The 11,865-nt window shown below is 40.4% G+C and carries 7 protein-coding genes; 3 read left to right on the top strand and 4 right to left on the bottom strand.

The features are described from left to right. The first annotated feature begins 79 nt into the window (after window positions 1-79). Complete coding sequence (locus G4420_RS08335; RefSeq protein ID WP_163323140.1) at window positions 80-3,613, top strand: PAS domain S-box protein; 3,534 nt, start codon at window positions 80-82, stop codon at window positions 3,611-3,613. Between the two features lie 71 nt (window positions 3,614-3,684). On the opposite strand, the gene G4420_RS08330 is transcribed toward G4420_RS08335, so the two are convergent. Together G4420_RS08330 and pta are read right to left on the bottom strand one after the other, a co-directional pair. After that, entirely contained in the window at window positions 3,685-4,881 is a 1,197-nt protein-coding gene (locus G4420_RS08330) for an acetate/propionate family kinase (protein WP_163323139.1), read from the bottom strand. An 89-nt stretch (window positions 4,882-4,970) separates the two neighbouring features. After that, a complete protein-coding gene (pta, locus tag G4420_RS08325) occupies window positions 4,971-7,064 on the bottom strand; it encodes a phosphate acetyltransferase (protein ID WP_163323138.1) in 2,094 nt (697 codons plus the stop codon). A gap of 298 nt (window positions 7,065-7,362) precedes the next feature. Between pta and G4420_RS08320 the strand changes: the two genes are divergently transcribed. Next, entirely contained in the window at window positions 7,363-8,376 is a 1,014-nt protein-coding gene (locus tag G4420_RS08320) for a DUF4421 family protein (RefSeq protein WP_163323137.1), read from the top strand. Window positions 8,377-8,400: 24 nt separating this feature from the next. On the opposite strand, the gene G4420_RS08315 is transcribed toward G4420_RS08320, so the two are convergent. Both G4420_RS08315 and G4420_RS08310 read right to left on the bottom strand, forming a co-directional pair. Further along, the gene (locus G4420_RS08315) at window positions 8,401-9,828 is read right to left on the bottom strand and encodes an outer membrane beta-barrel protein (RefSeq protein WP_163323136.1); all 1,428 of its coding nucleotides are present in this window, start codon (window positions 9,826-9,828) and stop codon (window positions 8,401-8,403) included. Then, the gene (locus G4420_RS08310) at window positions 9,825-10,481 is read right to left on the bottom strand and encodes an RNA polymerase sigma factor (RefSeq protein WP_246241578.1); all 657 of its coding nucleotides are present in this window, start codon (window positions 10,479-10,481) and stop codon (window positions 9,825-9,827) included. Before G4420_RS08310 ends, G4420_RS08315 begins: the two co-directional genes overlap by 4 nt. Window positions 10,482-10,840: 359 nt before the next feature. Here G4420_RS08310 and G4420_RS08305 point away from each other — a divergent pair, with 359 nt between their 5' ends. Beyond that, window positions 10,841-11,494 carry a NigD1/NigD2 family lipoprotein gene (locus tag G4420_RS08305; protein WP_163323135.1) on the top strand — a complete coding sequence of 218 codons (654 nt, stop codon included), beginning with the start codon at window positions 10,841-10,843 and terminating at the stop codon, window positions 11,492-11,494. Window positions 11,495-11,865 lie beyond the last annotated feature (371 nt).

Below are 11,865 nucleotides of genomic sequence, written 5' to 3'. Positions count from 1 at the left end.
GTTCCTCAATTTTACTATATTAGCACATTAAGGTGAATGGAATTATGCTCATTTCAAGTGTAACCATAGAAAATAAGGGATGACAAATCAGGCCGATCAAAAAATTGCACACCTCCAAACCATAATCACCGCCATACGAAAAATTCAGCATTTAATCATTTCCGGTAAAGATTCGGAAACCATATTGGAAAAAACCTGTGAAATTTTAGTTGATACTCGTGGATATTATTTTGCGTGGATCACCCTTTTTGATGAGAAGAGAAATACAAAATTCTTTACGGGAGCAGGCGCTATTTCCGTTATCAACAATATCAGGAACCAGGCTACATCAAAGGGCTTTCCCGATCACCTTTGGCAAACACTTTCTAATACACCGGAAACCGTACATTCCGGGTTACCCGGCGAGTTACTGATAGACCTTGACACTACGGGATGGACACCATTTCTTGCACAAATAAAAGATGAAAAACAAACATTAGGTGTTTTATGCGTAGCTATCCCTGCAGAGGATAGCAAACAGCCGGTTGAAGAAATTGGATTGGATGATCTGGCACAAGGTCTGGCTTTTGCATTAACAAAATTCAAACAGCACAACGAATTAAAAGCCAACGAACTCCGCTATAAAAATTTGGTAGATTCCTTAAACGACGGTGTTCTTATCATTCAGGACGAGATAACCAAGTTTGTTAACCAGTCGCTTTGCAGGCTAACCGGCTACACAGAGAAAGAAATACTCGAAAACCCATTTATTACAATGGTTGCCCCCACAGAGCGCGAACTGGTAATAAAATTGTATACTGATTTTATTACCGGAAAATCATCGCAAACACATTATGATTCGGCAGCTGTAACAAAATCGGGCGAAACATTCTCTGTTGAAGTCACGATTAGCCATACGGTTTATGATAATAAGCCGGCAATTATGGTGATCCTCCATGATAATTCCGAGTTAAAAAAATCACTGGAGCAAATAAAGGAAAGTGAAGAATATTTTCGTTTCCTTTCGGATTCGGCATTTGAAGGAATAATTATACACGATAACGGTGTTATTCTTGACGTCAATGATACACTGCTTAACATTACAGGCTACTCGCGCGAAGAAATAATTGGCAAAAACCTACTTGCACAGTTTATTGACTTAAAAGACCATGATAAAATATACAGTAGGATAAATAGCGAAGTCGTAAAACCTTATGTTCTTAAGGCCTTTAAAAAAGATGGTACCTATAGACATGTTGAAATTGAGGCACGCGAAATTCAATACAAAGGCAAAAAAGTGCGAATTGCTGCTGTACGCGATATTTCAGAACGTTATCAGCTACAGGAAGAAATAAAAGAAGGCCACGAAAAGTTAAACCGCATTCTCGACAACCTTCCAGGGGTGGCCTATAACTGCCAAAATAATGCAGACTGGACCTTGAATTTTGTAAGCCGGGGAAGTTCTCAACTTTTTGGCTACAGCCCCGAAGAGCTAACAGCAGAACAAACGGTAACATACGAAAGCCTCATCCATCCCGATGACAAAGAACGCATAAGAAATACGATTCAGGAAGCCATAGATAAAGACGAATCGTTTGAGGTGGAATACCGTATTTACACCAAACAAAACCAATTAAAATGGGTTTGGGAACGCGGAAAAGCAATCAACGAACATAACAACTTTCATCTTGAAGGTTTTATTAGTGACATCACCACGCGTAAAAAGCTCGAAATAGCCAACGAACTATTTTCAAAGGCTATTGAAGCGAGCCCGGTTAGCATTCTTATTACAGATAAACATGGGCGAATCGAATACGTAAATCCTTTTTTTGAAAACTTAACCGGCTATAAAAATGCGGAGATAGTTGGAAAAAATCCACGTCTCCTGAATTCAGAATACCATTCGGAAGAATTCTTCAAACACCTTTGGCAAACCATTAATTCAGGTAAAATATGGCATGGAGAAATCCGCAACAAGAAAAACAACGGAGAGCTGTATTGGGTACAAGCCGTTATTTCTCCTATTTTTAACAACCAGGGAGAAATTACCCAGTTTATAGCTGTTCGCGAAGATATTACCGAAAAGAAACAAACCTTAAAAGAACTGCAACGCGCCAAAGAAAAAGCAGAACAGAACGAAGCTCGTTTTAAAGCTCTGCACAATGCTTCGTTCGGAGGAATAGCCATACACGACAAAGGACAAATTTTGGATTGTAACCACGGATTATCAATAATTACCTGCTATTCGCACGAAGAGCTGATAGGTATGGACGGGCTGCTTTTAATTGCAGAAGATCAACGCGACCTGGTAAAGAAACATATTCAGGAACAATATACAAAACCTTATGAATCCGTTGGACTCCGTAAAAACGGGCAAACTTACCCACTTCGCATTCAGGGTAAAATGATTCCCTACAACAATAAAATAGTTCGTGTTGTAGAATTCAGAGATATTACCGAACAAAAAGAAATTGAAAAAGAACTGGTACGGGCCAAAGAAAATGCCGAACAAAGCGATAAGTTAAAATCCTCTTTCCTGGCCAATATGAGTCACGAAATCAGAACACCGATGAATGGTATTTTAGGATTTACAGAATTGCTGAGAGATAATGAATTATCTCTTCAACAACGCACAGAATTTATCGATGTAATTCAAAACAGTGGAGAAAGAATGCTTACTACCATCAACGACATTATCGATATTTCTAAAATTGAGTCGGGAATGGTTATTGCACACATGCAGGACATTAACCTACCGGCATTGATAAAAGAACTGTACATTTTCTTTGAGCAGCCGATGAAACAGAAAGGCATTACTTTTAAAGTTAACGAAAACAATGGTAATCCGGTAATGCTGTTACACACCGATCCCGACAAACTCAATTCAATTCTTACCAACCTGATTAGGAATGCATACAAGTTCACAGCATCTGGTACTGTTGAGTTTGGCTATACCACCACCAACAGCCACATAAACTTTTTTGTAAAAGATACCGGCGTTGGAATACCACAGAAAAGACAAGAAGCCATTTTCGAACGTTTTGTGCAGGCCGACATTGCGGACTCACGGGTTTTCGAAGGTTCGGGGCTGGGCCTTTCCATTACAAAATCGTACACCGAAATGTTAAACGGAACAATAAACCTTGAATCGGAAGTTGGCAAAGGAACTACCGTTTATGTTTCGCTGCCTCTGCAGGCCACAATCAATTCGCAACAAACTACAACTTCTGATTTGCAGGTGATTGTCAAAGATTTACTGGAGAATAAATTAAAAATATTGATTGCTGAAGATGATACTATATCGATAGAATTGCTAAAACTTTTGGTTCGTGATCTTGCGTCGGAAATACTGGTTGCCAATAACGGAAAAAAAGCAGTTGAGATGGCCCGAAATACCCCTGACCTTAACCTGATTTTGATGGATATTAAAATGCCGGTAATTGATGGGTATACAGCAACAAAAATGATAAGAGAGTTCAACACATCAGTGAAGATAATCGCTCAATCGGCATTTGCACAAACAGAGGACATAGAAAAGGCACGGGCCGCCGGTTGCGATGATTTTGTTTCAAAACCAATTAACAGGAAACTATTGATTGAAACAATCAACGCACTGTTTCTGAACGATTTTTAAGTTGGGAAACAACATACTAAAAAGGCGCATCCAAAACCGGATACGCCTTTTCAATATTGTCTTTTAACACTTTATTTTACAAGTGCCAACGATTGTTTTGCAATCTCCAACTCTTCGTTGGTAGGAATAATAAGAACTTTAACTTTTGCGCCGTCCACGTTAATTTCGTGAACATCACCTTTGCGGTTCTTATCTTTTTCTTCGTCCCAGGTAATTCCAAGGTAATCCATATCCTCGCAAACCATCTCGCGAACCGTAGTTTTGTTTTCCCCTACCCCGGCTGTAAATACAATGGCATCAACACCATTCATTGCGGCGGTATAGCTTCCAATATATTGCTTAATCCGGTAGGCATACATTTCCAATGCCAAAATTGCAACCGGGTTGCCTTCTCTCTGACATTTTTCAATATCACGCATATCGGTAAGTTCGGTTAACCCTTTCATTCCACTTTCTTTGTTTAAAAGATCTGAAATCTCTTCAACCGAAAAGCCTTTTTGTTGCGCCAGGTAGAAAATAATTGCAGGGTCGATGTCTCCCGATCGGGTTCCCATGATAAGTCCGCTTAACGGTCCCATTCCCATGGTGGTATCAATACAGGCACCACCTTTAACAGCTGCCATTGAAGCGCCGTTACCAATGTGAATGGTAATAATCTTAGCATCAGGATTTCCTAAATACTCAATTGCTTTTTCTGAAACAAATTTGTGCGAAGTTCCGTGGAAACCATATTTACGGATACGCAATTCGCGGTAAAATTTCTCCGGAATAGCATAACGATAGGCTTTTTCCGGAATACTTTGATGAAAAGCAGTATCAAATACACCAACCTGTGTTGCATTTGGAAATACTTTTTCAGCCACTTCCACGCCAATCAGGTTAGCCGGATTGTGTAGTGGAGCCAATGGGAACAATTCTTTTACTTTGGCCTTTACCTCATCGGTAATCTCAACCGTTTTGGTAAAAGTTTCGCCACCATGTACCAAACGGTGACCAACAGCCTGAATTTCTGACGGATCGCTGATAACACCAACTTTTTCGTCAGTAAGCAATTCAGCAACTCGCTTTAAACCAACTCCATGATCGGGAATCGGGAATTCTTCAACGGTCTTTTCTTCCGAACCGTTAAGGAATGTTTTGTGTTTGATCAGTCCCATCTCCAGACCGATCCGTTCTACAATACCACTCGACAAAGGCATCTCGGTGTTCATATCAATCAACTGATACTTAATTGACGAGCTACCTGCATTAATTACTAAAATATTCATTTTAAATTATATCAATTAAAGTTTTTTGGTAACAGTACAACCATTCTCGCGACAGTTAACCTGTTATCGTAAAAAGTATGAATTTACTTTTAAAACCCTTCCTGAGCCTGAATAGCTGTAATTACAACGGTATTAAAAATATCGTCGACAGTACAACCACGGCTAAGGTCGTTAACCGGTTTATTCAATCCCTGTAACATAGGGCCAATCGCCAGTGCTCCGGTTTCGCGCTGGATGGCTTTGTATGTATTGTTTCCGGTGTTCAAATCGGGGAAAATAAGCACGTTGGCCTGCCCTGCCACTTGCGAATCAGGCATTTTGCTTTTCCCTACACTCGGATCAACTGCAGCATCGTATTGAATAGGTCCTTCAATTTTCAGATCAGGACGTGCAGCAATAGCGATCTCAGTAGCACTGCGAACTTTATCAACCTCAACACCTGAACCTGATGTACCCGACGAATACGACAACAATGCCACTTTTGGATCGATACCGAAAGCAATTGCCGAATCGGCCGAGGTAACTGCAATCTCAGCCAGCTGCTCGGCAGTTGGACTTACGTTTACAGCGCAATCGCCCATTACCGAAACATGGTCGTCGAGACACATAAAGAAAACAGACGATACGGTTTTAACGCCCGGCTTGGTTTTTACAAACTGTAGTGCCGGAATAATGGTGTGTGCTGTAGTATGTGCGGCACCTGAAACCATACCGTCGGCATGCCCTTTGTAAACCATCATTGTTCCGAAATACGAAACGTCGGCCATGGCATCGCGTGCCATATCTTCAGGTATATTTTTGTGTTTACGCAGTTCGTGGTAAGTTTTCCAGTAGTCTTCGTAATACTCCGATTCTACCGGATCGATGATTTTAATATTACCATTGATTTTTACACCGATCTCGGTAGCTTTGGTAATAATTTCATCGCGTCTTCCCAAAAGAGTAATATCAACCACCCCTTGATCAACCAAACTTGAAGCAGCCTGCAAAATACGAGGGTCGGTACCTTCGGGTAAAACAATATGTTGTTTTTTCGATTTGGCTTTTGCCACCAGGTTATACTGAAACATATGCGGTGTTACCACATCGGTTTTGAAACTTCTGAATTTGTCGATCAGGAAGTCGGTGTCGACATATTTTTCGAAGGTAGAAATGCTTAAATCGATTTTACGTGGTAATCCCGGGTGCAATTTTGGTTTTACATCCGATATTTTTTTGGCTGCAGTAAACGTTACATCGTCAACCAAAATAATAGGAACAATATTTGGTAAACCTTCAATCAGCCTTACAATTTGGGGTTCGAGAGCAATACCTCCGGTAACCACAATACCGGCAATGCCCGGATAATTTGCCGACGCATTGGCCTGAAGCGCCGCCAGAATAATATCAGAGCGGTCGCCCGGTGTAATAATAAGGCTGTTCTCCTCTACCCTGTCGAGATAATTGCGTAACTGCATTGCTCCAACATCGTAACGGTCGGCTTGTTTGCACAACAGGTTTTCGCCAAATAGTACAGTACCACCCAATTCGTCGTTAATTTCTTTTATGGTAGGGCTGCCCAGTTTTTTAATTTCCGGAATGATCTCAATAGAAGTTTCGGCAGGTACTACCTTGCTCAGCTCTTCGCGCATCATGTCGCAATTTCCGGGTTCAACACGGTTCATAACAACCGACTGTACCACTACATCTCTTTCGGCAAATGATTTAATAGCCAGGTCGATATTCGCAATGGCACTACCCATGTTTCTATCTTTTGCCGAGCTAACCAAAATGGTCGGAATCGAAAGGTTTTTGGCAAACTCAATATTCAGATCCAACTCAAAAGTAACACCCTTATTGTCGAAATCAGAACCTTCAACCACAACCACATCAAACTTCTCTTTTAGCTGCTTGTAACGATCAATAATCTGATCGATCAAACGTGCCTCCTGCCCCATATTTTTGTATTTCACTACCTGCGACATGGTAAAGCCGTATGCGTCTTTATACTCCATATCGAGGTTAAAATACGATATCATGGTTTCGATATGATTATCGTGAACTCCCTTTGGATAATCGTTAATGATTGGCCGGAAATATCCGACCTTGGTTACTTTTGAAAGTAACACTTTTAAAACACCCAGCGTAACAAGCGATCTTCCTGTGTTGCTTTCGGTGTTTGTGATATAAATTCCAGTTTTCATTCAAAAATTTTAAAAACTCTGTATATTAAATATTTTCTTGTATAACGAACACCATTGGGTTATTTGATGAATCGTTCAGGTTGCGTTGAATAGTTGGCAAAAGTATAAAAGAAATTTTCTTGTTCTTAAGCAATAGTCTTAATTAACTGTTAACAGCGCAAAATTTCACATTTCGTTGAAATTAACACCTGACAATCATCATATTGACAAAAATTGAGATTTGGATAATTTTCGAACAAAATCGGCCATCACAGAATGAATGTTTCCTAAACATCAGCGAAATGATTATTTTTCAGTCATGAAACTGATCTCCACTATTCTCTTTTCCGGTATTCTGTTTTTGAACAGTTATGCCCAAAAAGTAGAAAGCAAAACTACAACCGAAAAAAATGCATTTATTGAAAAACACAATCAACAACTAGCCATAAAACTATCGCTTACCAACAACACCGAATTTTTTCAGATTTACCAGCAAAACCAACGCTACACCATAAAACCAAACACCTCGATAAAAACCAACCTGATTTTAAGTTACCGGGCTTTGTTGTTTGGAATAGGATACAGCCCCAGATTTATTCCAGGAAACGACGATGAGCAGCAAAAAGGCAGGTCTAAAATATTCTGGACAGGAACAAATGTAAATCTTCGTCACTGGACACAACACCTGGAATACACCAAAATAAAAGGCTTCTATTTTCACAGCAGCTCGAACCTTTTGCAAAGCGGAAGCAAGGATGCCAACTACACAAAATTGCCCGATTTAAATTATACCCGGATTTCGGGTTACACCGCATATAAAATTAATCCGAATTTCTCGTTTTCAGCTATCGAAACACAAACCGAAAGACAGCTAAAAAGTGCAGGAAGCCTTGTTCCGACCCTTGTTTACAGGTATTATATTATTGATGATAAATCGGAACTGGCACCCAATAGCAGCTCGCAAAAGAGTAATAATCTTTCATTGAGCCTTCAATTAGGCTACTTTTATACCTGGGTGGTAAACAAAAGCCTTTTTGTATCGGCAGGTGCTGCAACGGGTGGAGGTTTAATTCACACAAACCTTGAAACCCGCTTTTATACAACCCGCTACGAGACAAAAACTAATTATGCCGTTTTTAGGGCAAAAACGATGCTTGCCGCCGGTTACAATTCCAACCGTTTTTTTGCCGGAATACAAATAACCGGCAACCTTGAAGCATACAATCAACAAAAAACAACTGTTACTTTAAACGAGAATTTTCAGTTTCAACTTTATGCCGGTTATCGTTTTGATGCACCAAAATTCCTGAGTAGCATTTTTAATTACTGCTAAATACTTTTCAGTAAGAACCGGGTACTAAAACTCGTAATAAACTCCGGTATAAATACCAATCCTGTACGGACGATAATTAACATCGGGGTTCGAGTTTATCGAAGAAAGGTAATAATTCAGACGAGGCTCAAGCGCAAACGAGAAGTGTTTTCCCAATGCATAATTAACTCCCACCCCAAGTGTTCCCGAAAAATTAAGCGTTGAAATATCGGCAGTACTTCCAATGTTTTGCACACCGTAACTATTATCGAGATAGGCATTGTTTCCAATTACAAATCCGGCATTAATTCCACCAAGCAGTTCTACACCAACTTTTTTGTCGAGCACGCTATAACGTACATACAGCGGCACTTCCACAAATTCGAACACCTGCGAGAACTCACCATCAGAGTACAATCGTTGTGCTGTAACATCGTTTGAGTTTTCAAGGTTTGCCGAAATATTGGCTCCCTGTGGTGTACTTTTCATTTCAATAACACCGGCTGTGCTGTTCATGGCAATTCCCCCCTCACTCCTTCCGGTTTGCACCAGATTTGAAAAGCCCGTATTCAATCCATCGTATGCTGCATCGGGTGCTGCGCCATAAAACATGTCTTTGTCTGATGCAAACAGGTTAAATGAATTATCAGCTTTTTGGCCGTCCTTCGCATAATAGATTCCACTCTCAACACGCAGGCGTTTACCGGTTTTGTACTGCACCGAAATACCTCCGCCAATATTACTTCCGCCATTATCGCTTTCGTAGGTCATATTTTGGGCATACGAATCGTTGTGGCTTGCCGAGTGCGACGAATATCCCGGAGAAACCTGGGCTCCGATAATCCATCCGTTCTCCTGCTGTTTTTGTTCGTTTAAGTTTCGCAGATTGGCCGCAATCAGCATTTCATCAGCAGTAAAACGTTCTTCAATTTTCGTTTCATTATTCTTTTCCGCTAACAACACGTAGGATTGTTGTGTAGTGAATATTGCCTCAATACGTTCTAACAAGCTGCAGTCTTCCTCAGAACGTGTCGAAAATACCTGATCGGTTTCAGACTTATTTTGTTCAGCAGCAAGTTCAACTTCTGCCAGCATTTTAGTTTCTGATATTGTATTGTTTGCATTTGTCTCGGTACTATTTATTTCCTGAGCTCCGGCCAGTTGGTCAACTTCTATTTCAATGCTATTATCTTTTGGCGAAACGGCAGGTTCCTGCGTTTTTTCGGGTGCCGTTTGTTGCTGAGCCATTGTTGGCTCTTCAACAACGCTTTTTCCACTAAAGTACCACCCGGCAATAAAGGCCAGCACAACAACTGCCGCTGCCGAAATCCACCCGGCATAAGCCATACGGCGCTTTTTCCGCTGCCCGTCGAGTTGCGACTGAATACTATCCCAAACATGCGACGGTGGCGCAGCCGAAAAACCATCGAGCTTTTCTCGGATCGAATCGTCAATATTTAGTTTTTTACTCATCCGGCTGTATAATTACTTGTTTTCTCAATATCTCCATAAAGTTCTTTTACCCGGCGTTTCAAAATGTCTCTGGCGCGTGCCAGGTTCGATTTTGATGTGCCCACGGTAATTTTCATCTCTTCACTAATTTCCTGGTGGTTCATTCCTTCAATTACAAAAAGGTTAAAAACCATTCGGTAACGAGGTGGTAGTTGTTGTATTTCTGCAATTAATTCTTTTGCTGAAATACCGGCCAGAATATCATCCGAAACATTTTGCCCCTCGTAAATACTCACATCCTCAACCGGATGCATAACATGCTGTTTCCTGAATTTCTCTAACGAAACATTTACCATTATCCTCCTTATCCACCCTTCCAAAGAACCTTCGTGCCTAAAGCGGCCAATATTTTGGAATACCTTTATAAACCCGTCCTGCAGGTTATCTTCGGCTTCGGTATTATCTTTGGCATAGCGCAAACAAACCCCAAACATTTTTGGCGCAAATAGTTGGTATAATTGTTCCTGTGCACGTTTTTTCCCCGAAGCACAACCGTTTATTATTTTTCTCAGGTCTTCCAAAATCGTTCGCAAATAACGCCTAAAAGTACTGATAAAAACGAATTGGTTTTCATCTTTCTTTTTGGCATCTGCTTTTACAGTCAGTTCTCTCAAGCTAAAATCATTGGATAGATGTGTGGTTTATAAAAAAGGTTGCGTTGGGGTGAAAATTCTTTGGCTCAATTGAGAAATTCTTCAAAATAGCTTTAACAGCTGTATCAACGAAAACAGATTTTCAAAAAGCTTCCCGACACGCGTCGACAAGAAAACGTCATTTAACATTTGTTACGCAACCTTAACTTGCCTAAACACATCTATAATGTAAATTTGTTAAACCTTTATTATGAAAACTTCATTACAGAAAAAGACACGGATGCCATTCTTTTTATGGGAACTGTTAAAAATCCTGAAAGTGAGGAATAGAGCGAAATAAACGCAAATGACCTGCGTTGTACATAAAATTATAAAAAGCCATGAAACAATTAGTCGCAATACTTTCTGTATTTCTTATTGTATTTACCAGTTGTCAGGACGATGAACTGATGTCGTTTGACGCAAAAGGTACCGTAATTGATTATGCCGGTGCCGGCGACTGTGGTTTTATCATCGAGTTGGATAATGGCAATAAAGTTCAGCCCTTGTACTATCCCGATGATTTTACTTTTTCGCAGGGGCAGCGCGTGCTAATTACTTATACCGAGCTCGATAATGTTTACATAAGCTGCGAACAGGGAGTGCCTTGCGAGGTAATCTACGTCGAAGAATTGTCGTGCTCGCCTTATGTTGATCTTTATTTTGAAAATTACGACAGCCTGGCCCGCGATCCCGTTCATTTGCACGAAGCTTACATGGACGGCGACTGCCTTTATTTTAAACTATCGTACAGCGGAGGTTGCCAGGATCATACCATCGATTTGGCACGCATGCATCCGTGGACAGCCAGCAGCTCAACGGTTCCTACTTTTGAGATCAGGCACAATGCCAACGGCGATCTGTGCGAAGCCTGGTTTACCCGCGAGTTCCGTTTCGACATGTCGGATTTAAAAGCCGAAGGGAAAACCGAATTTGTACTTACCGCCAAACTTATCGGCGACGAAGTGTACAACAAAATATTTCAGCTAGATTAGGTATTCCACTAATTTTGCTGCTTAGTTAGTTCTCCAAAGGGTTGGTTGTTAAACCAGCCCTTTATTTTTTATGTTTTGTTCGTAAAACAACAATCCTGATGGTTCAGATTAATATTTTGGCCGCAAAACGTTCATCCTGATCATCCGTTTTCCTGTTTTATTTGTAAAATGTCAATCTCAACGATTTTTTTTCGTGTTTTGTCTGCAAAACAACAATCCTGATGGTTCAGATTAATATTTTGGCTACAAAACGTTCATCCTAATCATCCGTTTTCCTGTTTTATTTGTAAAATGTCAATCTCAACGATTTTTTTTTGTGTTTTGTCTGCAAAACAACAATCCTGATGGTTCAGATTAATATTTTGGCTACA

The organism is Draconibacterium mangrovi (assembly GCF_010586825.1).
GTDB classification, from domain to species: domain Bacteria; phylum Bacteroidota; class Bacteroidia; order Bacteroidales; family Prolixibacteraceae; genus Draconibacterium; species Draconibacterium mangrovi.
This window is presented reverse-complemented; position numbering and strand designations above follow the sequence as displayed.

What these genes read in the sequence shown, in the direction of transcription:
- G4420_RS08320 (WP_163323137.1), top strand. Translation starts at nt 7,363, where the DNA reads ATGAAACTGATCTCCACTATTCTCTTTTCCGGTATTCTGTTTTTGAAC.
- G4420_RS08330 (WP_163323139.1), bottom strand. Translation starts at nt 4,881, where the DNA reads ATGAATATTTTAGTAATTAATGCAGGTAGCTCGTCAATTAAGTATCAG.
- pta (WP_163323138.1), bottom strand. Translation starts at nt 7,064, where the DNA reads ATGAAAACTGGAATTTATATCACAAACACCGAAAGCAACACAGGAAGA.
- G4420_RS08335 (WP_163323140.1), top strand. Translation starts at nt 80, where the DNA reads ATGACAAATCAGGCCGATCAAAAAATTGCACACCTCCAAACCATAATC.
- G4420_RS08315 (WP_163323136.1), bottom strand. Translation starts at nt 9,828, where the DNA reads ATGAGTAAAAAACTAAATATTGACGATTCGATCCGAGAAAAGCTCGAT.
- G4420_RS08305 (WP_163323135.1), top strand. Translation starts at nt 10,841, where the DNA reads ATGAAACAATTAGTCGCAATACTTTCTGTATTTCTTATTGTATTTACC.